Raw genomic sequence first — 22,457 nt, 5'->3', positions numbered from 1 at the left:
TCCCTAAAAAACCTTGGGAAAGGCCTCATTTTTGTACTTTAGCAAGCGATGCAGTCATTTGAACTTGATAAAACCGATATTCAACGTGTTAAACTGGCACTTGAAACAGATGATGAAGCCCTAATTGCTTTATTATCAGAATATCATGCTTCAGAAATTGCAATTCTTTTTGATAACCTTTCTCAGGATGCCCGTGAGCGAATAATAAACGTCCTGCCTCTGGAGATTGCTACAGAAGTAATTTCTGAAATGGATGTTGAATTACATCCTGAAAAATTGCTTAATAGTCTTCATCCCGAAAAGCGAACAGAGATCGTTGAAGAAATGGATTATGATGATGCCGCAGACATTATCAGTCTGTTATCTGAAGAGCATCAGAATGAAATTCTTGAAGGGATTGACAAGGACGATGCCTCCTCCATTCGAACTCTCCTTACTTACGACGAAGATACTGCCGGGGGCTTAATGAATACACAGGTGCTAAAAGTAAATAGCAGCCTGACGAAAAAAGAAGCTCTTGAAGAAATTATTCGCCTGTCTGAAGAGATGGAAGAGTTTTATACCATCAATGTAGTGGATAATTCTAACTGCCTGGTTGGAATAGTTTCTCTTAAAGATATCATAAAATCAAAGTATTCTGTTCATATACGCGAGTTGGTAAAGGATGATTTCGTTTTTGTAAAAGCTAATACCGATCAGGAAGAAGTTGCAAAACTTCTTTCTCAATATAATCTCACAAGTATTCCTGTAGTTGATGATGAAATGCATCTCTTGGGTCGTATTACTTTTGATGATGTGATGGATGTTTTGCAGGAAGAAAATACCGAGGATATGTTGAAAATTTCCGGGGTATCTGAAGATGAGGAATTATCGGGTAACTGGAAAGAAGCCGTAAAAAGTCGTCTTCCATGGCTGATTTTAAACCTGGGAACAGCCTTCCTTGCTGTATCCGTAATCAGATATTTCGAACCAACAATAGCCAAAATAGTTATACTTTCGGGTTATATGACCATGATTGCCGGAATGGGGGGGAACGCTGCAACTCAGGCTCTTGCTGTTACCGTGCGTCGTATTTCCTTAAACGACCTGACTGATAGTCAGGCTTATAGAACTGTGTTAAAAGAGTTTACTGTAGGATTAATAAACGGTGCCGTAACAGGTTTTATAGTGTTCCTTTTTGCCTTGTTTTATGATGCGCAACCTTTGCTGGGGCTTGTCGTTTTTCTGGCAATGACAGGGAATCTGTTAATCGCAGGAGTTACGGGCTCTTCAATTCCGCTTCTTTTAAAACGCGTAGGTATTGATCCCGCAATAGCTTCATCTATAATTATTACAACATTTACCGATGTATTTGGCTTTCTTCTTTTACTTGGCCTGGCCAGTCACCTGCTATTGTAATTCTCCCTTAGAAACAATTAAAAACCCTTTAGCATCGTAATCCTCTCTCAATCTCCAAATTTCTTTTAAATTTGCTGATATTAAATATTGATATGACCGAGATCAGACACGACTGGACCAAGGAAGAAATTTCAGAAATTTATCATAGCCCCTTATTAGATTTAATATATCGAGCCGCAACGATTCATCGACAGAATAAGGATTATTCTGAAGTTCAGATAAGTAGTTTATTATCGATTAAAACAGGCGGTTGTTCCGAGGATTGCTCTTATTGTCCTCAGGCAGCAAGGTATAATACAGGAGTGGATGTACAGGCTTTAATGTCTTTAGATCAGGTTACGGACGCCGCACAAAAAGCAAAAGCTGGAGGTGCCTCACGCTTATGTATGGGTGCCGCATGGCGGGAAGTTCGCGACAATCGTGATTTTGATAAAGTAATAGATATGGTTAAGGCAGTAAATAGCCTGGATATGGAAGTTTGCTGTACTTTGGGTATGCTTACCGAATCTCAGGCAAACAGGCTGGCAGATGCAGGCTTATATGCTTATAACCACAACCTTGATACATCTGAGGACGATTATAAACGTATTATCACTACAAGGACTTTTGACGATCGTCTGAAAACCATTGACAATGTCCGCAAAGCGAAAATCAGCGTTTGTAGTGGTGGTATAATCGGTTTGGGAGAAACAGTAGAAGACCGGGTTTCTATGCTGAAAACCTTATCTACTATGGCCCGGCATCCGGAGTCTGTTCCAATTAATGCATTAGTTCCTGTAAAAGGAACCCCTATGGAGAATCAGCCGCGTGTTCCTATTTGGGATATGATACGAATGATTGCCACTGCCAGGATCATTATGCCTAAAACAGTAGTTCGTCTGTCTGCCGGAAGAACTGAAATGAGTTTAACCGATCAGGCATTTTGTTTTATGGCAGGTGCGAATTCAATATTTGCCGGAGATAAATTATTAACTACGCCAAACCCTGCTTTTAACGAAGATATTCAGATGTTTGAATTGTTGGGCTTAAAACCACGCGAAGCTTTTAAAAACGGCAGGCCGGCCTCCAAACACAATGAAGTTACAGCTTGATTTTGATGTCAGAGTTTTGCTGTTGAGTGTTTTATCAGCTAGTGGGCAATTATGAAATAGTTTTCCTTAGTTTTCTCTGTGCCTTTTTAGCCGGTATATGAAGCCAAAAATAATTTATGTTTACGACGCTCTCTGCGGGTGGTGCTATGGATTTAGCCCTGTTATAAAAGCGGTTTATGAAAATTATGAGTATCGTTTTGATTTTGAGGTGATTAGTGGTGGAATGATGCTGGGCCCAAGAACCGGCCCCATAAGTGTAATCGCACCTTATATTGAAACAGCCTATCATACAGTAGAAGAAGTAACCGGGGTTGTTTTCGGGGAAGGTTTTTTAAGGCAGGTAGAAAAAGGGGAGATGATCCTCGATTCTGAAAAACCCGCCATTGCTCTGTCTGTATTCAAAACGTATTATCCCGCTAAAGCTATTCTTTTTGCCCATGATATTCAAAACTGTATAAATTTTGATGGGAAAGAGCCTAACGATGAGAATATGTATCGCTACCTGGCAGTGAACTTCGGAATTGATCCGGACGTATTTATTCATAAGATGCATGAAGAGGAATTTAAACAAGCAGCCTATTATGATTTCGCTTTAGCCAAACAATTGCAAGTTTCAGGCTATCCTGCTGCATTTATTCAGTCTGCCGATAATAACTTTTACATGATTGCGAAAGGCTTTACACGACTGGAGGATCTGGAAGCCAGGATAGAGAAGGTTTGGAAAGAGATACAAAATTAATTTTGAAGCAGTTGACTTATTTAAACATCAATTAAGGCTGTATCAGTATCTGCTTTTCCAATCTTTTCACATATTCTCAATAAATCTCCGGATACCTTATTTATAAATTCTAATTGTTCAGCAATCAGTTTGCTGTCAATATTATCTTCTATTATTTTGATAAAAGGTTCTGATACACGTATTTCAGCGGCTTCTGTTTCTTCTACTCCTTCATTTAAGATAGATATAGCTTCATAAAGCTGGTAAAGAGCCTTTCTGATAATCCTGATATGCAGTGGATTCACCTGGCGGTTTTCTTCATGTCTGATAGTTGCAACCAGGGTAGCAATGTACGATGAAAGCATATGATTCAGGACTATAAACTTATTGACTTCCCGCACATTTTTTTGCTTGTTTTTGGGTTCAGAAAGCATTCTTTGTAAGGCCGATGCCATATTTGCCGAGCTTAGGTATAATTCTTTTCTAATGAGCTTATATTCTGTAATATTAAATCCTTTTCCGGTTAATCCTTCGGCAACATCCTGTAGGTAATTATAGTTTGCCAGCAATAATTTATGCATATGATTTTTTAGCTGCGGATATTCCCAGGATGGGAATATAAAATAACTGGCAATCAACGCTATAAATGATCCGATAAATGTGTCAATAATCCTTTCACGAACCAGACTCAGATCACCCATTCCGATAAAGCTGAACATAATCAGGATAAAGGGTGTCATAAACAACACACTTACTACATAATTCAAACGCTGGAAACTGTATGCACCTATCATAAATAGTAAAAGAAATGCGAATCTTGCGGCTTCATCTTTTACAAAATGGATGATTAAGGCTCCTGCTAATCCTCCAACAAAAGTTCCGATCAAACGTTCGTAATTGCGCTGTTTCGTTAAGCTGAAAGCTGGTTTCAATATCACTAGTATGGTAAGCAATATCCAGTAACTATGTGCCCCTGTGCTTATTTTCGATATCAGATAACCTATAATACATACTATAGCTACACGAATGGAATGCCTGAAAATTGAAGAACTGAATGTTAGATTTTCTATGAAAAGCTTGATATCCAAACTTTGATGGGATATAAATCTCCCTAAATCTTTTTCGGAATTCATTGCCACTGCATCCAGTTTTTTGTCTTTAAAATAACTGTAAATATTCTGTATGCGGTTTATGATATTTCGCATGTTAACCAGTATTTTCTTAAGAACCAGGTTGTTATCAACTTTATCTATGCTGGCTTTCAATTGTTCTAATTGTGGCTGGAAATCATATAAAGGCCGTGGTCTTTCATTCGCATTAATATCAATCCCTAAGTTTTCAAGTTCATTTCCTAAATTATGTATGATGCTGTAAAATCCTTTAAGAACGCCGGATGAGCCATAAACAGAACGGATAGTTTGATAATCATAATGAGTTGCCATACTATGTTCAAACAAATCATTCAGATCTGAGAAAATAAGGATAAGCAGGCGGGCTGTGTTCGTTTGGTTTTTTGTGATCATTTTATCTTTGAATAAAACTTCACGAACGGTATCCTGCTGCTGATGAACGATAATTTGCTGATCTATGAGTTTTTTATAATTTTCATCTGTGTCCTGATTTAAATTATAAAATTCAGCCTTTAGTCTAAGGTATTCACCTACCCGAATGGCACACTCACCAAGGGTGTGCTGTGCTATACGATAAGGGCGTATCTGTGAAACCATCAAACTCAATGTCATGTACCAGATGCCTCCGGCAGCCAGAAAGCCCACATATTCTAATAGAGAATAAATATTAAAACTCCGGTCAATGGTTAAGATCATTATGATCAATACGGCCGTGGAGATAGATGAAGCCCTGTTTCCATAAATATTGAGCATCGAGAAGAAAAAGCACAGAAGAAATATTTCAATTGTTACCAACAGAGCATACTGGTTGATAAATCCCGTGATGAATGCCACTATTAGCATAAAAGCTATGCAGGCAAGCATGGCATTTCTTTTATGAATAACCGGACCCGGATTGTCGGGAATGCTTGTTGTAATGGCTCCCAGAGAAATAGTAATCCCCGCTTCAAGGTTACCCATCTGCGCAAAAATTAATGACGGCAACAAAACCCCGAATGTAATCCGCAATCCGTCAGAGAAGTACTGACTAAAAAGGAATTTCCTTATTTCTTTAGTTTGATTTTTGTCTATTTTTTGCATGGTATCGCAAGTTAAAAGCTTTGAAAAGAATATGAATACTCCTAAAGGAAAATATGTTCCTTTTAGGTCTTTCTACACAATTAAAAAAATAATAATAAAGAAACACTCTGATTTTGAAAATTCTTCAGGCATTAGATTTAGTAAAGAGCGAGTCCATACAATTCTAATTATTTCTGCCAGATCATTGTTCTAATCCTCCTCAAAATGTTAATAACCTGTTAATAAAAAACTATAATAATTCTTGTCAGAAATTCCGGATAGTCGTAAATTAGATACTATCAAACACAGCGTACTTTGATAGTCTGAAATAAGGAAAAAAGCTTAGGCTTATTACTTATGAAAGAGCGAAAGCTTTAACAGACATTACTGGAAATTTTTAATTCTTTACGAAGAATGATTAGTGAAAAGTAAGTGAAATTCAATTGAAAAATGAATTTTGCGATTGAAAAAAACGGGTTTTGATGGCTTTATAGAATTATGATTTTATAAAGTTGAAACGGGAATCTAACTTGCAAGAGAAAGATTCCCGTTTTTTATTAAAGGTTTTTACCCTTCTTTTTTTACATTTTTCTCTTAAATTGCCCTCATGCAGGGAAATAAGATAAGCAATCTTCAAGGTAAAATATTCGTATTAGATACATCTGTTATTTTACACGATCATGCAGCCTTTAGAAATTTTCAGGAACACGATGTTGCTATTCCGGTACAGGTTTTAGAAGAGCTTGATAACTTCAAAAATGGTAACGAGAATCGTAATTTCGAAGCACGAAGCTTTATAAGGATAATTGATGAAATTTCTCATGATGATTTAGTTAGCGATTGGCTTCCCATCGGAGGTCCAAGTCGCGGGAAATTTAAAATAGTACTCGATGAGAAATCTGAGGGTGCAGATGCGGAAGCTATTTTTGGTGCAGGTAAGTTTGATCACAGAATTTTGAATGCTGCTCTATTTCTTCAAAACCAGCATCCCGAAAAAAAAGTCATTTTAGTTTCTAAAGATATCTGCCTGCGATTAAAAGCAAAGGCATTAAATATTTATGCCGAAGATTATGAAACCGGTAAAATTAAAAATTTAGATCAATTATATACAGGTAGCAGCTTGTTTGAAAATGTTCCGGAGAAGCATCTCACAGAGTTTAAACGCGGAAATTTAACTATTGATAAACTGGGAATCAATTCTTTCCCTGGAAATCATTTCTTATTTCTGAAGAGTAAAAAGTATAAGGATCTTTTGGCTTTTTATAGCAAAAAAGATGATAAACTAATTAATATTGGCTCTCAGGAAGCTTTTAGAATCTCAAGTCTTAATCCGGAGCAAGCTTTTGCAATGCATGCTTTACTTAATCCTGATATTCAATTAATTACTATACAAGGTAATGCAGGTACAGGTAAAACTCTGCTTGCCTTAGCATGTGCCTTAGAACAGAGAAGAGACTACCGGCAAATTTTAGTTACCCGGCCCATTGTTCCATTGAGTAATAAGGATATTGGTTTTTTACCAGGTGATATAAAATCTAAGGTCGATCCTTATATGACCCCAATTTGGGATAATTTAAAGTTTATCAGGGATCAGTTTGCTGATGATCCCAAAATTCAGGCTAAACTGGATGAATTGGTTAATAACGAAAAAATCGCCATTTCTCCGCTTGCATTTATTCGTGGCAGAACGGTTACTAAAGTATTTTTCATCGTGGATGAGGCACAGAACTTAACACCTCACGAGGTTAAGACCATTATTTCCAGGGCAGGCCAGGGTACAAAAGTTGTATTTACAGGTGATATCTATCAAATTGACACCCCTTATCTTGACTCTGAAAGTAATGGATTGTCGTATTTAATTGATAAAGCTAAATCTCATCCCTTGTATGCTCACATTACTCTGGAGAAAGGAGAGCGAAGTGAGCTGGCTAATTTGGCGAATGAGCTATTATAGTTAATTGATTACCTCAAACCCAATAATCTGGTTGGTTTAAGAAATACAGAAATAATTTCCAAAATTTAAATGGGAACCATATATGTTTATCCCGTTATTAATATGAGCCGATGTTCACTATTAAAAAATTTCTATATTATATTTTATAGCCTCCAAATGGTCATCTTCACGCCCCTCCATAAACAAGACCACTTTATATTCTGTTAGGTTATCATTAAAGCCCAAAAACATTCTTCGGAAACATTTCTTCAATATAGGTGTGAGAAGTGTGCTCAAAACTTCACAATAATGTGGGAAATTTTTTTTTAAAATATTATCGTAAAAATCATTGCGGTTAAAATCAGACATGTTAATTGTTAATATACCTGCATTAAAAAAACCGCTAATTAATTCTCCCCGCACATCTGATGATAATCTGTCTAACCATTCATCCGATAATTCTTCGAAAATGGTATTATTGAGGTTAATACTAATTAACTGCCGGTATAAGTTTAACATACAAACATTCTTAATAGATAACTCATGACAGCATAACCTCAATTTTAATTCCAAAAACCTTTTTAAATAGTAAAATAAAAGGCTTTTTATAAAAGTCCACCTTTAACTGCTTTGGAATGAATTCAATATATTTAATACTTTTTTATATCGAATATTGTTTGAACAAATATGGCTTATTTCAAATGCGTTTAATTGTAGGTTAATAAAGGCAATCTGATTTCGTATAGATTAAAGTTTGTCCAGATCTTTACGCTGATTAATACCATTAAGTTTGAAATGCTTAGGTGTTATTCCCGTTACTTTTTTGAATTGTGAAGAAAGGTGTGCAACACTGCTGTAACCATTTGCATAAGCAATTTCACTTAGGCTTAATTCGTCATAGATCAACATTTCCTTAACACGTTCAATGCGCTGATTGATTAGATATTTTTCAATAGTAATACCTTCAACCTCAGAAAACAGATTACTTAACTGAGAGTAATCTTTATTCAATTGCTGGGAAAGAACATCTGATAATTTATGTTTTTCATTATATCCGGAGTGGTGTACCTGAGTAATGATTATATTTTTGATCTTTTCAATGATTTTTTTCTTTTGATCGTCGAGTAATTCGAATCCCAGAGCCTTCAAGTCATTACTTAAACTGACGGTTTGTTCTTTAGTAATATTTTTTTTCAGAATTACTTCACCTAGTTGAATATGAACTGCCTCCAATCCGTTTTTTTTTAGTTCATTTTCGACCGCAGAAATACAGCGCCTGCAAACCATATTCTTTATATAAAGCTTCTGCATACTGTTTTAGGATTTAAGTATATTATAATTTTTCGCCATGCTGGCTCATATCTAAACCTAAACGTTCATCATCTTCAGAAACCCTTAACGGAGAAATCATATCTGTTATTTTTAAAAGTAACCATGATCCTGTAAATGCAAAAATTGAAACGCAAATTAAGGCCAGCGTTTGCACGGCGAATAATCTGAACTCTCCAAATATGAGTCCATTTGTTGTTACAACATCCGGATTAATAGCTTTGGATGCAAAAACGCCGGTCAGTAACATGCCGACCATTCCGCCTACCCCATGGCAGGGAAATACATCAAGTGTATCATCAATAGATGTTCTTGTACGCCATTCAACAATTATATTGCTAATAAGCGATGAAATAATGCCTATTGCAAGTGAATGAGGAATAGTAACAAAACCAGCTGCGGGAGTAATGGCAACAAGGCCTACAACAGCCCCTATACATGTGCCCATGGCCGAAGGCTTACGGCCTTTAAATGCATCAAAAAATATCCATGCTAAAGCTGCTGCCGATGATGAAGCCATGGTTGTGCTTAAAGCAATTACCGAAAGGCGTCCGGAACCAAACGCCGAGCCGGCATTAAAGCCAAACCATCCGAACCATAACAAGCCAGTTCCTAATAATACATAAGTTATTCGTGCGGGATTATGATTAGGCTCATTACGACGTTTTAAATAAAGTGCGGAGGCAAGCGCCGCCCATCCGGCAGACATATGAACAACAGTTCCTCCCGCAAAATCAAGTACACCTAACTTGGCAAGTATTCCATCCGGATGCCACGTAGCATGAGCGAGCGGTGCATATATGAAAATGAAAAACAGGCAGATAAAAAGCACATAAGAAATAAACCGTATTCGCTCTGCAAAAGCACCGGTGATTAAAGCCGGGGTAATGATTGCAAATTTTAACTGATACATCGCAAACAATGCCAGTGGAATAGTAGGAGCTAATTTCCAGGGTGCACCATCAATAACTCCCTTCATCATAAAGAAATCTCCGGGATTTCCAATAATTCCACCGAAAGTATCTCCAAATACCAGACTAAAACCAAATACGAACCATATGACTGTAACTATAGCAAGACATATAAAACTTTGAAGCATGGTAGAAATAACATTTTTCTTATTCACCATTCCTCCGTAAAAGAAAGCGAGACCTGGAGTCATAATAAAAACTAATGCGGTCGCTGTGAGCATCCAGGCGGTATCTGTAGAACTGATGCCCTCATAATTAGTGTTTGCTAAGGGGATGGAAGGAAAGAGGAAGCATAAGCCTAAAATAAGTAGCAGAAAAAAGAATGGAAGTTTATAAAAAGTTTTTGACATTTGTTAGTGTAATTCGGATGGCAAAGATATTCAAATACTAATATTAGTGAAACCCTTAACGATATTCTGTTTTTATTGAAATTTGATTTATGATTTTTATGAAGATAGGAGTCCTTTCACTAATGATTTCCACTGAACTTCTGATAATCCAAGGAAAGCTCCGGCAGCTACGATGATATTTCTAACTTTATCAATGATGTTTTGGCTATCTGTATTAGCCTGTTCATTTCTTCCATGAACTTCGGCACTTACAACTAATCCCGTTCTTTGAATCATAAATGTACTACTTGCCTCATCTTTGAAAAAATGAGCTACATCCTCATTTTGATTAGTCGGATTCGAAGCAGGACGCACAGTGATTGAGATATATTGGCAATCATTTTCTGTCTTTTCTATAATGGATTGTATCTGAACCCAATCATAACCTTCACCGGTTTTTGAACCAGGACCTGGAATATCTATTTTAAAATAATCACCTTCTGTTGCACTCCGGTAAACTATATTACCGGTAATGTCTGTAAGCTGAAAATCGGCAGTTCCCTCACCTGCATAATCATGCCATTTAGATATATCCAACAATTTCTGTTTGGCAGATTCATATCCTGAAATTGCTTCTTCAATAGTTGTATAAGTTTCCGAAAACGATGTGTCGGTTTTTGCTCCTTTGGTATTTTGGGGAACTAAATTTGAGTTGTTATTATCATTATCCATTTCGATTAATTTATTGGATAATCTATTATGAAGTATAATGTTTCTTGTTTTTTCAATTATTCAAAAATAATCGTTCGGTTGCCAGATACAAAGACCCGGTCTTGAAATACCAGCCTCATCGCCTTACTTAAAACTGATTTTTCTATTTCTTTACCTGCTATAACCATTTCAGCTGTGCCAAAGGTATGATTCACAGGAATCGTTTGCTGGACTATTATTGGTCCTTCATCCAGATCGTTAGTTACAAAATGTGCAGTTGCTCCAAGCAATTTTACACCTCTCTCATATGCCTGTCGGTAAGGACTGGCTCCAATAAATGCGGGTAAAAATGAATGATGAATATTAATGATTTTGTTGGCAAAGTGTTCTACGAACGCGGGCGATAAAATTCGCATGAATTTTGCCAGAACGAGATAATCAAGTGTATATGTATTTAATATTTGCTTTAATTCGTTTTCAAAATCCTCTTTGGTTCTGTTTTCATGCGATATATAATGAAAGGGAATGTCAAACCTTTCTGTGAACGATTGAAGTATATTGTAATTTCCTGCAACACAGCAAACTTGAGCCCCCAGGGTATTAAAGAAATGTCGCACGAGGGTGTCGCCAAGACAATGATATTCTTTAGTAACAAGCACAGCGATCCGCTTTTCAGTTTTGGGATTAATACTTAGTTGTGCCTGGTCTGGTAATCCTTCTAATAGTTCAGAATGAAGTTTAGTTTCGTTAACTATTTGGCCGGCAATTTCTATTCGGGCAAAAAAACGATTTCCCGTTTCATCAACAAACTCACGCATAGCGGTAATATTCAAGTCATGATTAGCAAGAACTCTGGTTATTAATGCAACAAGACCTACTTCATCTTTACACTGAATAAGAATTAGAGATTTATTCATGGTCAAAGATAAATTTCATTTTTAGCTTTCAATAAAAATTTACGCTATTTAAAGTCTTTAAAGCCATTTTTTGCTTATTAAGCAAAACAGTTTGTTAGAATAAATGTTACTCAATTGAATTACTTAAATATTAAATTATGAAAAAACTAATTTATACCCTAACAGCGGTTATTATGCTGGGTTTATCAGTAAATACTTCTGTGGCTGCGGATAAAGCACCTGCTAAAGAGGTAACAGAACAGCAACAAGTTCAATTGCAACAAATTCAACGCAGGGTTGAAGAGATCAGAGCAATGGATAAATCAGATCTATCTGGTAAGGAGCGTAAAGAATTAAGAAAAGAACTTAGAGAGATGAAAGAACAAGCCAGAGCTATTACCGGCGGTGGGGTTTATCTTTCTGTTGGAGCTATCATTATTATTATCTTATTATTGATACTTATACTTTAAAAAATAAAACTATCATTTCTATTCAAGGAAATAGATTATTGACTATCAAAGCCACTTTTCAGTGGCTTTTTGCGTTAGCTAAATTAATGTACATTTAAACCACGAAATTTAATGGTTTTTATCCGCTTCCGGATTTTGGTAAGACAAAAGTACTTTCTTTAGGTCTTCAGGGGTGTCGATAGCCTGGTTCTCTATATCAGTGACGGCTACTTTAATTTTGTACCCATTTTCGATCCATCTAAGCTGCTCTAAAGCTTCAGCCTGTTCGAGGGTAGAGACCTGTAATTTTGTAATAGCCTGGAGGGTGTCGGCTCTGTAACCGTAAATGCCAATGTGTTTATAAAAAGTAAAGGAGTTTAGCCATTCTGATGCTTCGATATTACGCAGATAAGGAATTGCCGTTCTGCTAAAATAGATTGCTTCAGAATCAGAGTTTAAAATTACTTTGGGAGAGTTAGGATTATTTAACTCTTCAGGCGTATTGATTTTTTTTACCAGGGTGGCAAGTTCCGTCGTTTCAGATTCAAAGCACTTGCACACAATATCAATTTGCTGAGGGTTGATAAATGGCTCATCACCTTGAATATTAACCAGTACATCGAAGCCCGGAAGCTTGTTAGCCACTTCGGCGCATCGGTCTGTCCCGCTTTGATGGTTCGATTCTGTTAGTAATGCCCGCCCTCCAAAAGATCTGACATGCAATAGTATCCGTTCATCATCGGTTGCTACAACCACTTCATCTAGCATATTCGATTGAAGTGCCTGCTCGTATACGCGCTGTATCATTGTTTTCCCGTCAATATCTATCAAAGGTTTCCCCGGAAACCTGGTAGATGCATAACGTGCGGGTATGATTCCAAGAATACGCATATTGGTTTATAATATTTAGGTTATAAAATTGATTTTCTGTTAACTGATCACTTAATTAAAACAGTCCGTTTGTTTCTCTCTGAACCTTTTCAATAATAGATCCTAAATCCTCCGGCTTATTAGCAAAGTCTAAATTGTCCTGATCAAGAACCAGAAGTTTTCCTTGTTTATAACTGTTAATCCATTTCTGGTATTTATCGTTTAATTTAGAGAGATAATCTAAACGAATGCCCGCCTCATATTCACGACCTCTGCGCTGTATATTATTCACTAAGGTTGGAACGGATGCTTTCAGATAAATCAGCAAATCGGGAGGTTTAATAAACGAGGTCATATTATCAAATATCGCCATGTAGTTTTCATAATCCCTGGAAGTCATCAATCCCATATCATGCAGGTTTTCTGCAAAGATGTAGGCATCCTCGTAAATAGTCCTGTCTTGAACAATATTATGAGTTGTTGCTTCTATCTCTCTTATTTGTTGAAAACGACTGTTAAGGAAATAAATCTGAAGATTAAAGCTCCAGCGCTTCATATCATTATAAAAATCTTCAAGATAAGGGTTGTTATCAATGGCTTCATATTGAGCCTCCCAGTTAAGATGTTTTGATAACAATTCGGTTAGGGTTGTTTTTCCGGCCCCTATATTTCCTACAATAGCAATGTGCATTCTATAAATGTATAAGTCAAAACTTAAAATCCCAAAAACTCATCATCAAAAACTTTTGAATCCGATGATGTCCCGTACTTCTTTTATAGTTTTTAAAGCACTTTGGTTTGCTTTTTCTGCACCATATCTTGATACTTCACGTAAATAGGCAGTGTTAGCCGCAATGTCGTTAATTCTATCACGAACCGGTTCAGTTGCTGTAACTATATCTTCAGCAAGTTGTTTCTTAAAATCACCGTATCTGATTTGACAGGTATTATATAAATCCTCAAAGTGATTTAAAATACTCTCAGAAGATACAACTTTCATTAAATCAAACAGGTTCTGAATTGATTCGGGTTTTTCAGAATTTTGTTCTGTCGGTCCGCTGTCTGTCACTGCGCGCATCACTTTTTTACGTATAATTTCGGGACTGTCTGAAAGATAAACAGCATTACCTTCGCCTTCTGATTTACCCATTTTTCCTTTACCATCAAGGCCTGGAATTTTTACCAGTTTATCTGTAAAGTTAAAAGCAAAAGGTTCTGGAAAATACTCACTGTTATACATCCGGTTAAAGCGGTTTCCGAAGGTCCTGGCCATTTCAAGATGTTGTTCCTGATCTTTTCCTACCGGTACTTTAGTTGCTTTGTGAATTAATATGTCGGCAGCCATCAGCACCGGGTAGGTTAGCAAGCCTGCATTAATGTTGTCGGGATTCGACCTTACTTTTTCTTTAAAAGAGGTACTTCTCTCGAGTTCACCCATATAGGCGTTCATGTTTAGGTACAGATATAATTCGGCTATGGAAGGAACATCTGACTGGACGTAAATTGTAGCTTTTTCAGGATCGATACCAGCAGCCAGATATTCTATTAAAACCTGCTTCACATTAGCCTGAAGATTTTCGGGGGTTGGATGAGTGGTCAACGAATGATAATCAGCAATAAAAAAAAAGCAGTTATATTCATGTTGCATTTTAACGAAGTTCTGAACAGCTCCGTAATAATTTCCTAAATGTAATTTTCCGGTACTTCTAATACCGCTTACAACAGTTTCCATACATGGGCGAAAGTAAGGATTTTTTATATTTTTGGGCCCCATGAAGCTGATATTGAAAAAGTGCCATAGATTGTTGTACCACGGAGGCGTAGTTTTTTCATTTATACTGCTTTATCCGTTTCTTTTTTACTATTCCCGCAGAGTTACCAGGTACAAAGTGTTAAATCACTTACGCAGGGTTTATGCGCATTTAAGCTCAGTAATGGTGGGATTTGTTTTTAGATATAGAATTGAGTTGCCCATTGACTGGTCTAAAACGTATATAATTTGTGCAAACCATACCTCTAATCTTGATATACCAGCAATAACAAGGGCTGTAAAATCAAACTTTGCCTTTATGGGAAAGCATGAGTTACTGGAAAACCACTTGCTGAAACTCTTTTTCAAAACTATAGATATCCCTTTAAACAGGGATAGTAAAATGTCATCGTTTAGAGCGTTTAAGAAAGGGGAAATGTATTTAAAGCAAGGTATCAGTCTTGTCATATTTCCCGAAGGCAAGATTGGCGATGATTATCCGCCGATTTTACACGAGTTTAAAAATGGCCCTTTCAAATTAGCTATAGAACAGCAAATTCCTATTATTCCGATAAGTATGGTTAACGTTTGGAAGAAAATGTGGGATGACGGATCAAAATATGGAACAAGACCGGGAATTTGCGATATTTGCATTCATCCGCCCGTTGAAACAAAAGGCCTGATTTTGGATGACGCCGAGGATTTGAAGAATAAAATTTTTACTATTATACATTCACAACTAGATAATGAATATAGATAACGTAACAATTGCAAAAATGGCACATCTGGCCAGGTTAGACGTTAATGAGAATGAGCAACAGTCATTATTAAAGGACATGAATAACATTTTACATTTTATGGAAAAATTAAATGAGCTTGATACCAGCGAGGTAGAGCCTTTAATTTATCTGACCGATGAAGAGAATGTATTCAGGGAAGATGAAGTTTATCGGGAAATTACACCCCAACAGGCTTTAAAAAATGCTCCTCAACAGGATGGCGTTTATTTCAAGGTTGCGAAAGTGATTGATAAGGGATAATACAGGACCCCTGATTTCATATTGATTTTATTCTTACTTATAACACCCTAAAGGATGTTCTTTCAAAAGGTGTTTCGGTTATCCCTGATTCATTAATGTCTCTCGGGTTGGCAGAGCTAAAAAAGTCTTTGCAGTGTATAAAATTCGGGCGAAACAGGCTGCCAGATAAGCTTCCGTTTTGGATCTAAACCCGGAGGAAAACACCATTACGGGTATGGAGTTGATTGTTGCATGTTTTTATATAAAATTCTAAATTTAAAGCTGTATAAACTAATCAGAAAAAAATGGCTATGGATATTAACAATCCATCTTTTTTCAACAATCACATAGAATAGAATAGAAGAGGTTTCACTACATTATACCATTGATGAAAATTTATACTAAAACCGGTGATAAGGGGTTTACTTCTTTAATAGGAGGGGTAAGAGTTCCAAAATATCATCTTCGCATTGAGAGTTATGGTACGGTTGATGAATTAAATTCATACATAGGTTTAATCAGAGATCAGGTTGTTTCGGATGCCTATAAAAGTATTTTGAAAGAAATACAGGACAGGCTTTTTACTATTGGTTCTGTTCTGGCATCAGATCCGGAAAAATCTAAAATGAAAGTGCCCGATTTAAAACCAGAAGACATTGAGCTGCTGGAGAATGAAATGGATTCGATGACTGCTGTGTTACCGGATTTGAAGCATTTCATTCTGCCAGGAGGATCGACAACAGTATCCTGTTGCCATATAGCCAGATGTATTTGCAGAAGAGCTGAACGAATTATAGTGCAACTTTCTTCAGAAAGTTTCGTAGATGAGAAAATTATTGTTTATTTAAATAGATTAAGCGATTTTTTATTTTTATTAGCCCGGAAATTGGGTTTTGACGACGGAATTGAGGAAAATATATGGATTCCGCGCTTATAAATATTTCAAAAAAAAATATTTTAAATTCTTATAATTATTATTATACTTTTGCGACAAAATTTAGAACTTAAACTTAGAGATATATGTACTGGACATTAGAATTAGCATCACACCTGGAAGACGCTCCATGGCCTGCAACAAAAGACGAATTAATTGATTATGGTATACGTTCCGGAGCTCCTGTAGAAGTAATTGAGAATCTTCAGGCCCTGGAAGATGACGGAGAGCCGTATGAAAATATTGAGGAAATATGGCCCGATTATCCGACTAAAGACGATTTCTTCTTTAATGAAGATGAATATTAAAAAGCCTTGTCCCGTGACAGGGCTTTTTTATTACAAGATATTATTTCAATTATTTTAAACAAAAAGAGCCTCACTGGTATTATTAGTGTAGATATTGAAAATTAATAAATAATAATCAATCAAACCAAAACATAATACTATGGGAAATTTACTTTATTTGATCGCAGTTGTCCTGATTATAATCTGGGCTGTGAGCTTTTTTGGAGGTTACGCAACAGGTGGCATTATCCACATTTTATTGGTAATAGCAATTATTGCAGTATTGCTTCGTGTAATAAGGGGAGCAGTATAATTTGCGTTTCTAAAGATAGAATAAACTCAATCCGGCGAAAGTCGGATTTTTTTTATGTCTTGTTTTGAAGGTATATTTCGGCTACCGTCAAATCTTCGGTAAAGGTGATTTTAATGTTTCTATAATCACCTTCTGTAGTAAATATTTCCGCCCCCGTTTTTTCGACTACTGAGGCGTCATCAGTAAATTTTGAATTGTAATCTTGCATATAAGCTTGTTTGAGCAAGCGGGATTGAAATACCTGTGGCGTTTGAACAAGCAATATATCTTCCCTGTTTAATGCTTTGGTGTTATTGCCATCTTTGATTCTCACCGAGTCTTTACAGATAACAACCGGGATAACCGCGGCATTTTGTTCTGCTAATTTAAATGTCCGTGTAATCAGCTCATTTGAAACAATTGGCCTTACAGCATCATGCACAGCAATTATAGAATCCTCTATTATGATTTCCAGAGCGTTTTTTACAGAATGAAAACGTTGCAGACCGTTATTTGCAAGTGTTACAGGTATAGTAAAGTTATGAAGTGTTTTTAGCTCTGACCAGAGCGAAAAGTATTCGGAATTTAAAACCAGAATTATTTCTGGTTTTAAATCAGATGTGTAGAAAGCTTCTATAGTGTGCATTAAAACCGGCTTTCCCCTCAATAATAAAAATTGCTTGGGTATATCCGATTTCATTCGGATGCCGAAACCGCCGGCAACTATTATCGCATAGTATTTCATTTATTATTGAGATATGAGAACCGTTATCCAGTTTCTTCTAGCTTTAAGACATCAAATAAGCTCTCAAAATCTACTATCTCAAATCTGCTAGATTATCAGCATGGCATCTCCGTAACTGTAAAAGCGATATTTCTCTTTTACAGCCACTTCATAGGCATGCATAACATGCTCATAGCCACCAAAAGCACTAACCATCATCAATAAGGTTGATTCAGGAGTGTGGAAATTGGTTATCATACTATTTGCAATACTGAAATCGTAAGGAGGGAAGATGAACTTACTTGTCCAGTCGTTTGCCTGTTTCAATGTATGGTTTGCTGAAACTGCCGACTCAATAGCCCGCATACTTGTAGTTCCGACTGCGCAAATACGGCGTTTATCTTCAATTGCTTTATTCACTATATCAGCAGCTTTCTGCTCAATAATGAATTGCTCCGAATCCATTTTGTGTTTGGTAAGATCTTCTACTTCAACCGCCCGGAAAGTTCCTAAGCCAACATGAAGAGTTACTTCGGCAAATTCAACCCCTTTTAACTCAAGGCGTTTCATCAACTCACGACTGAAATGTAAACCTGCTGTAGGAGCAGCCACCGCGCCTTCGTTCTTTGCGAAAATTGTTTGATAGCGTTCTTTATCTTCAGCGGTAGCTTTACGTTTAATATATTTAGGAAGAGGAGTCTCGCCCAAAATTTCAATATTTCTACGGAATTCTTCTTCGGAACCATCAAAAAGGAACCGTATGGTGCGTCCGCGTGAAGTAGTATTATCTACAACTTCAGCAACTAACAAATCATCATCACCAAAGTAAAGTTTATTTCCAACACGAATTTTACGGGCGGGATCAACTAAAACATCCCATAAACGTAACTCTTTGTTAAGTTCACGTAATAAAAACACCTCAATAGTAGCTCCGGTCTTTTCTTTATTGCCATATAAACGTGCAGGAAAAACTTTGGTATTGTTAAGAATCATCACATCCTTATCATCAAAATAACCCAAAATATCTTTAAATATCTTATGCTCTATAGCTCCGGTTTTCCGGTCAAGTACCATTAAGCGAGCCTCATCTCTCTGATCTGCAGGGTCATGAGCTATTAAAGAGTCGGGTAAATTGAATTTAAATTGCGATAACTTCATATAAAAATTATAAAAATTTCAGGGCGCAAATTTAGTTATTTTTATTCTAAATAAGGCTTTTGTTTAAGTTTTTCTTTATCCTGAACCTGCAGGACAATAGGGTTTTGATTAACTACAAGGATTGGATCTCTTTAAGCAATTCATTTTTATCAATTGGCACAACTCCAACAGATTCACAAACCAAACCTCCGGCAAGATTGGCGATGGACGCTGTTGTGAATTCATCATAACCCGCTGCCAGGCAAACTGCGGTGGTGGCAATAACAGTATCTCCCGCACCAGAGACATCAGCAATATTTCTGATATGTGCAGGAATGATCTTTTTTCCATTTCCTGAGTGCATGTAAACCCCATGTTCGGAAAGCGTAACCATTATCATATCTGCTTCAAGCAGAGTCTGTAAGGTTTGAACGGAAACTTCAAGTTCTTCTCTGTTATCGGGATTCACATCGGTTTTCAAACCCTCCCGCAACTCTTTTAAATTGGGTTTAAAAAGAGTTACGCCTTTATATTTTAAGAAATTACGTTTTTTAGGGTCAACTATTGTTATTATGTTTTTTGCTTTTGCAATAGTTACGACTTCCTTAATAAGAAATTCGGAAATTACACCTTTATCGTAATCTTCAAAAACGATAGCATCGATCTGCTGATTATTTAATAGCAGTTTAATTGTAGAAAATAATCTCTCAGAATCATACCTTGAAATTTCTTCATCCACTTCAGCATCAATACGAAGCATCTGCTGATGATGACCAATAACTCTGGTTTTTACCGTTGTTGGCCTGCTATCCAATTGAAGAATTCCTGAGGTAGATAGTTGTTTTTCTTTTAGGATATTGATAAAATCATCGCCTTCTTTATCGGTGCCTACTACAGCACAAATAATAGGGTTTGCGCCTAAAGCTTGAATATTAAGGGCAACATTTGCGGCGCCACCCAAACGATTTTCTTTTTTACGTACAGATATAACAGGCACAGGTGCCTCCGGAGAAATGCGTTCTACATTTCCCCAGAGGTACGAGTCCATCATGACATCGCCAATGATTAATATTGAGAGATTATTAAACTGCTGAAACAGCTTTTGCATCTTTTAACTGTTCTAGAGCGTATTTAATTCTTGACATGGCTTCTACTAATTTGTCTTCCGCAGCAGCGTAAGATATACGTAATCCGTTAGGATCGCCAAAAGAATCACCGCTTACAACAGCTACATGCCCTGTATTTAAAAGATATAAAGCTAAATCATCGCCGTTCGCAATTATAGCTCCGTCAGGTGCAGTTTTTCCGAAGAAAGAACGAACATCAGGGAAGAAATAAAAAGCTCCGGCGGGGACATTTACTTTTAATCCCGGAATGTCTTTAAGTAAGTTGTAAACTAAATCGCGACGTTTTAAGAAAACCTTTTGCATTTCTTTAACACTGTCAAGACTGCCAAGATATGCGGCTACTCCTGCATGTTGTGTAATTGAACAAGTGCCTGACGTTACCTGGCTTTGTAATTTATCACATGCGTCAGCAATTTCTTTATTGCTTGCAGAGAAGCCTAAACGCCAGCCGGTCATCGCGTAAGCTTTAGATAAACCGTTAATAATAATTACGCGGTCTTTAATGCTCGGAAATTCTGCGATAGAGCTATGTTCACCGATAAAATTGATGTGTTCGTAAATTTCGTCAGAGATAATATAAATGTTTGGATATTTTTCAAAAACTTTAACCAATGCAGCAAGTTCTTCGCGGGTGTAAACCGTTCCTGTCGGATTGTTAGGCGAAGAAAACATAAACATCTTGGTTTTGGGAGTAATAGCCGCTTCTAATTCTTCCGGAGATATTTTAAAATCAGTATCGATGGTTGCATTGATAAATACAGATTCACCTTCAGCAAGCTTTACAAGTTCTGAATAAGAAACCCAGTAAGGAGTAGGGATAATTACTTCATCTCCTGGATTTATCAAAACCATAATAGTATTCGCCAAGGCTTGTTTTGCACCTGTAGAAACTACAATTTGGTCGAAATTATAATCAATTTTATTTTCCCGTTTAAGTTTTGCCGCAATGGCCTTTCTCAAGTCAGGAATACCTGCTACCGGAGTGTAATAAGAATAATTTGCGTCAATTGCTTTTTTTGCAGCATCCTTTACAAAGTCTGGTGTAAAGAAATCTGTTTCTCCAAGGCTCAAGCTGATAACATCAACGCCTTTAGCTGCTAATTCTCTTCCGAGTTTAGCCATTTTTATGGTTGCAGACTCGGCAAGATTGTTTATTCGGTTGGATAAGATACTCATAAGCGCAAATATATGAAGCCTTTACAGATTGAGACATAAAAAATATCTTTTATCTGCAATTTCCCGTTTTTACAGGGCATAATAGTAAATTTGGCCGCCCAAGGATCACTGTGGAAAGACAAAAAAAAATCATCGTATTTGCCCTGGTTATAAGCTTTTTGCTCATGCTGGGTAAGTTCACCGCTTATTTTATTACATCGTCAAACGCTGTTTTGACCGACGCGGCAGAAAGTATTGTTAATGTTTTAGCCAGCGCTTTTGCATTTTATAGTATTTATTTATCGGCGCAGCCAAAAGATTTGAACCATCCTTATGGCCATGGAAAGGTGGAGTTTTTTTCCATGTTTGTTGAGGGAATATTGATTTTGGTGGCGGGTATACTGATTATTCTAAAATCGGGTTATAACATCTTCGTTCCCGCAGAAGTTCAGAATCTGTTTAACGGATCTATAATAATTGCTGTAACAGGACTAATTAATTTCTTTGTGGGCAGAATACTGATAAAGGAAAGCAAGAGCGCCAATTCTTTGGTTTTATATGCCGACGGCCGACATTTATTGACGGATGCCTACAGTAGCGCAGCCTTAGTTACAGGCTTGCTCGTAATACACTTTACAGGAATTTATTTTCTGGATAGTATTCTCTCCATTTCTATGGGCTTGTACATTATTTATCATGGGTATATTCTGGTCAGAAGATCTGTGGGTGGGTTGATGGATGAATCCGATTTAAATGTTGTTAACCAGGTTATTTCTATATTAAATGAAAACCGGCACGATGCATGGATTGACGTACATAATCTCAGAACCCAAAGTTACGGGAACGAATTGCACATCGATTGTCATGTTACCTTACCATATTATTATGAATTAAATAAGGTACACGATGAAATTTCTCAGATTGATACGCTGATTAATCAGAAAGGGTATGTGCGAACAGAGTTTTTTATTCACTCAGATCCGTGTTTGCCGCAATGTTGTCACTATTGCAGAATGGCTGATTGTCCGGTTCGATCTCAAGAACAAACGAAAGATATAATTTGGACACCAGGGATTGTAACACGAAATCATAAACATTTTGAATAATTGAAACTGGGAATTTTTGTTTTTTTTACTTTTAAATTTTGC

General features: G+C 36.7%; 24 protein-coding genes. 11 read left to right on the top strand and 13 right to left on the bottom strand.

Going from position 1 to position 22,457, the window contains the following annotated elements:
• Positions 1–48 precede the first annotated feature (48 nt).
• From mgtE to WG906_RS00555, 3 genes are all read left to right on the top strand, one after another.
• Positions 49–1,398 (top strand): magnesium transporter, encoded by a 1,350-nt coding sequence (mgtE, locus tag WG906_RS00565; protein ID WP_339990563.1) that lies wholly within the window; start codon positions 49–51, stop codon positions 1,396–1,398.
• Positions 1,399–1,490: 92 nt separating this feature from the next.
• Positions 1,491–2,489 carry a biotin synthase BioB gene (gene bioB, locus WG906_RS00560; RefSeq protein ID WP_339990562.1) on the top strand — a complete coding sequence of 333 codons (999 nt, stop codon included), beginning with the start codon at positions 1,491–1,493 and terminating at the stop codon, positions 2,487–2,489.
• Positions 2,490–2,586: 97 nt separating this feature from the next.
• Positions 2,587–3,228, top strand: coding sequence for a DsbA family protein (locus tag WG906_RS00555; protein ID WP_339990561.1), 642 nt, complete (start codon positions 2,587–2,589; stop codon positions 3,226–3,228).
• A gap of 20 nt (positions 3,229–3,248) precedes the next feature.
• Here the strand turns inward: WG906_RS00555 and WG906_RS00550 are convergent, their stop codons facing one another.
• Complete coding sequence (locus WG906_RS00550; protein WP_339990560.1) at positions 3,249–5,417, bottom strand: FUSC family protein; 2,169 nt, start codon at positions 5,415–5,417, stop codon at positions 3,249–3,251.
• A gap of 586 nt (positions 5,418–6,003) precedes the next feature.
• Here WG906_RS00550 and WG906_RS00545 point away from each other — a divergent pair.
• Positions 6,004–7,350, top strand: a complete 1,347-nt coding sequence (locus WG906_RS00545) for a PhoH family protein (RefSeq protein WP_339990559.1) — start codon at positions 6,004–6,006, stop codon at positions 7,348–7,350.
• A 120-nt stretch (positions 7,351–7,470) separates the two neighbouring features.
• Here WG906_RS00545 and WG906_RS00540 read toward each other — a convergent pair whose 3' ends face one another.
• The 5 genes from WG906_RS00540 to purU form a co-directional block, all read right to left on the bottom strand.
• Positions 7,471–7,848, bottom strand: coding sequence for a hypothetical protein (locus tag WG906_RS00540; protein ID WP_339990558.1), 378 nt, complete (start codon positions 7,846–7,848; stop codon positions 7,471–7,473).
• Positions 7,849–8,076: 228 nt separating this feature from the next.
• Entirely contained in the window at positions 8,077–8,640 is a 564-nt protein-coding gene (locus WG906_RS00535) for a helix-turn-helix domain-containing protein (RefSeq protein ID WP_339990557.1), read from the bottom strand.
• 22 nt (positions 8,641–8,662) lie between these two features.
• The gene (locus WG906_RS00530; protein ID WP_339990556.1) at positions 8,663–9,979 is read right to left on the bottom strand and encodes an ammonium transporter; all 1,317 of its coding nucleotides are present in this window, start codon (positions 9,977–9,979) and stop codon (positions 8,663–8,665) included.
• Positions 9,980–10,075: 96 nt separating this feature from the next.
• The gene (locus tag WG906_RS00525; protein ID WP_339990555.1) at positions 10,076–10,690 is read right to left on the bottom strand and encodes a hypothetical protein; all 615 of its coding nucleotides are present in this window, start codon (positions 10,688–10,690) and stop codon (positions 10,076–10,078) included.
• A gap of 56 nt (positions 10,691–10,746) precedes the next feature.
• Positions 10,747–11,586, bottom strand: a complete 840-nt coding sequence (gene purU / locus WG906_RS00520; protein WP_339990554.1) for a formyltetrahydrofolate deformylase — start codon at positions 11,584–11,586, stop codon at positions 10,747–10,749.
• Between the two features lie 137 nt (positions 11,587–11,723).
• Here purU and WG906_RS00515 point away from each other — a divergent pair, with 137 nt between their 5' ends.
• Complete coding sequence (locus WG906_RS00515) at positions 11,724–12,035, top strand: hypothetical protein (protein WP_339990553.1); 312 nt, start codon at positions 11,724–11,726, stop codon at positions 12,033–12,035.
• A 108-nt stretch (positions 12,036–12,143) separates the two neighbouring features.
• Here WG906_RS00515 and kdsB read toward each other — a convergent pair whose 3' ends face one another.
• Genes kdsB through trpS form a run of 3 tightly spaced genes read right to left on the bottom strand, consistent with a single transcriptional unit; the run spans position 12,144 to position 14,616 of the window.
• Positions 12,144–12,905 carry a 3-deoxy-manno-octulosonate cytidylyltransferase gene (gene kdsB, locus WG906_RS00510; protein WP_339990552.1) on the bottom strand — a complete coding sequence of 254 codons (762 nt, stop codon included), beginning with the start codon at positions 12,903–12,905 and terminating at the stop codon, positions 12,144–12,146.
• Between the two features lie 55 nt (positions 12,906–12,960).
• Entirely contained in the window at positions 12,961–13,575 is a 615-nt protein-coding gene (locus WG906_RS00505; RefSeq protein WP_339990551.1) for a deoxynucleoside kinase, read from the bottom strand.
• A 45-nt stretch (positions 13,576–13,620) separates the two neighbouring features.
• The gene (gene trpS / locus WG906_RS00500) at positions 13,621–14,616 is read right to left on the bottom strand and encodes a tryptophan--tRNA ligase (RefSeq protein ID WP_339990550.1); all 996 of its coding nucleotides are present in this window, start codon (positions 14,614–14,616) and stop codon (positions 13,621–13,623) included.
• Between the two features lie 202 nt (positions 14,617–14,818).
• Between trpS and WG906_RS00495 the strand changes: the two genes are divergently transcribed.
• From WG906_RS00495 to WG906_RS00475, 5 genes are all read left to right on the top strand, one after another.
• Positions 14,819–15,394, top strand: a complete 576-nt coding sequence (locus WG906_RS00495; protein WP_339990549.1) for a lysophospholipid acyltransferase family protein — start codon at positions 14,819–14,821, stop codon at positions 15,392–15,394.
• On the top strand, positions 15,381–15,674 hold the full coding sequence (gatC, locus tag WG906_RS00490; protein ID WP_339990548.1) for an Asp-tRNA(Asn)/Glu-tRNA(Gln) amidotransferase subunit GatC: 294 nt from the start codon (positions 15,381–15,383) through the stop codon (positions 15,672–15,674). Before WG906_RS00495 ends, gatC begins: the two co-directional genes overlap by 14 nt.
• A 367-nt stretch (positions 15,675–16,041) precedes the next feature.
• Complete coding sequence (locus tag WG906_RS00485) at positions 16,042–16,590, top strand: cob(I)yrinic acid a,c-diamide adenosyltransferase (protein ID WP_339990547.1); 549 nt, start codon at positions 16,042–16,044, stop codon at positions 16,588–16,590.
• 83 nt (positions 16,591–16,673) lie between these two features.
• Complete coding sequence (locus WG906_RS00480) at positions 16,674–16,895, top strand: DUF2795 domain-containing protein (RefSeq protein WP_017258669.1); 222 nt, start codon at positions 16,674–16,676, stop codon at positions 16,893–16,895.
• Positions 16,896–17,034: 139 nt separating this feature from the next.
• On the top strand, positions 17,035–17,187 hold the full coding sequence (locus tag WG906_RS00475; protein ID WP_339990546.1) for a lmo0937 family membrane protein: 153 nt from the start codon (positions 17,035–17,037) through the stop codon (positions 17,185–17,187).
• 52 nt (positions 17,188–17,239) lie between these two features.
• On the opposite strand, the gene WG906_RS00470 is transcribed toward WG906_RS00475, so the two are convergent.
• The 4 genes from WG906_RS00470 to WG906_RS00455 form a co-directional block, all read right to left on the bottom strand.
• Positions 17,240–17,911 (bottom strand): 2-C-methyl-D-erythritol 4-phosphate cytidylyltransferase, encoded by a 672-nt coding sequence (locus WG906_RS00470; protein ID WP_339990545.1) that lies wholly within the window; start codon positions 17,909–17,911, stop codon positions 17,240–17,242.
• Positions 17,912–17,998: 87 nt separating this feature from the next.
• Positions 17,999–19,048, bottom strand: a complete 1,050-nt coding sequence (gene queA, locus WG906_RS00465) for a tRNA preQ1(34) S-adenosylmethionine ribosyltransferase-isomerase QueA (RefSeq protein ID WP_339990544.1) — start codon at positions 19,046–19,048, stop codon at positions 17,999–18,001.
• Between the two features lie 112 nt (positions 19,049–19,160).
• A complete protein-coding gene (locus WG906_RS00460; RefSeq protein WP_339990543.1) occupies positions 19,161–20,135 on the bottom strand; it encodes a bifunctional heptose 7-phosphate kinase/heptose 1-phosphate adenyltransferase in 975 nt (324 codons plus the stop codon).
• Positions 20,110–21,330, bottom strand: coding sequence for a pyridoxal phosphate-dependent aminotransferase (locus WG906_RS00455; RefSeq protein ID WP_339990542.1), 1,221 nt, complete (start codon positions 21,328–21,330; stop codon positions 20,110–20,112). Before WG906_RS00455 ends, WG906_RS00460 begins: the two co-directional genes overlap by 26 nt.
• Positions 21,331–21,440: 110 nt before the next feature.
• Here WG906_RS00455 and WG906_RS00450 point away from each other — a divergent pair, with 110 nt between their 5' ends.
• Complete coding sequence (locus tag WG906_RS00450) at positions 21,441–22,415, top strand: cation diffusion facilitator family transporter (RefSeq protein ID WP_339990541.1); 975 nt, start codon at positions 21,441–21,443, stop codon at positions 22,413–22,415.
• The last annotated feature ends 42 nt before the right edge of the window (positions 22,416–22,457 follow it).

Source organism: Pedobacter superstes (assembly GCF_037622515.1).
Classification (GTDB): domain Bacteria; phylum Bacteroidota; class Bacteroidia; order Sphingobacteriales; family Sphingobacteriaceae; genus Paradesertivirga; species Paradesertivirga superstes.
Note: the sequence above shows the minus strand (reverse complement) of the source record. Positions and strands in the feature narration are given on the sequence as shown.